At 66.6% G+C, this 661-nt stretch carries 1 pseudogene; it reads right to left on the reverse strand.

Features of this window, described 5'->3' with window-relative positions:
* Nucleotides 1–135 precede the first annotated feature (135 nt).
* Nucleotides 136–328, reverse strand: a pseudogene (locus ASD32_RS30440) (hypothetical protein); the annotation flags it as partial.
* Nucleotides 329–661 lie beyond the last annotated feature (333 nt).

The following is a 661-nucleotide window of genomic DNA, read 5'->3' on the forward strand; positions in this document are numbered from 1 at the left end:
CTCTGAGCCAGCTTAAGGTGGCCTTCGGCCCCCCTCATCCGCCCTTCGGGCCACCTTCTCCCCGCTGGGGAGAAGAGGGAGGATGCCGCTTCTGCCGGGGAGACGGACACCGATGTGGGACCCGCCATCACCCCATCAATGCGCGAACGCTGCCTGTTCGTCCTTGACGCGCTGAATTTCGCGGCCGCGGGAGACGACCGAGGCGATCAGGACGCCGATGGCGACGGTGCCTGCCCAGCCGTAACATGTCGCAATGGAATGAGGCGGCCAGCCACGGTCTCCCCCTTCTCCCCAGCGGGGAGAAGTGCCGAGCGGATGCGAGGCGATGNNNGAGGCAAACTCTGAGCCAGCTTAAGGTGGCCTTCGGCCCCCCTCATCCGCCCTTCGGGCACCTTCTCCCCGCTGGGGAGAAGAGGGAGTTCGCCGCTCTCCGCCGGGGAGACGGACACCGATGTGGGACCCCGCCATCACCCCATCAATGCGCGAACGCTGCCTGTTCGTCCTTGACGCGCTGGATTTCGCGGCAGCGGGAAACGATCAAGACGCCGATGGCGACGGTGCCTGCTCAGCCGTAGCATGTCGCAATGGAATGAGGCGCCCAGCCACGGTCTCCCCCTTCTCCCCAGCGGGGAGAAGTGCCGAGCGGATGCGAGGCGATGAG

The sequence above is a fragment of the Rhizobium sp. Root483D2 genome (assembly GCF_001426685.1).
Lineage (GTDB): Bacteria > Pseudomonadota > Alphaproteobacteria > Rhizobiales > Rhizobiaceae > Pararhizobium > Pararhizobium qamdonense.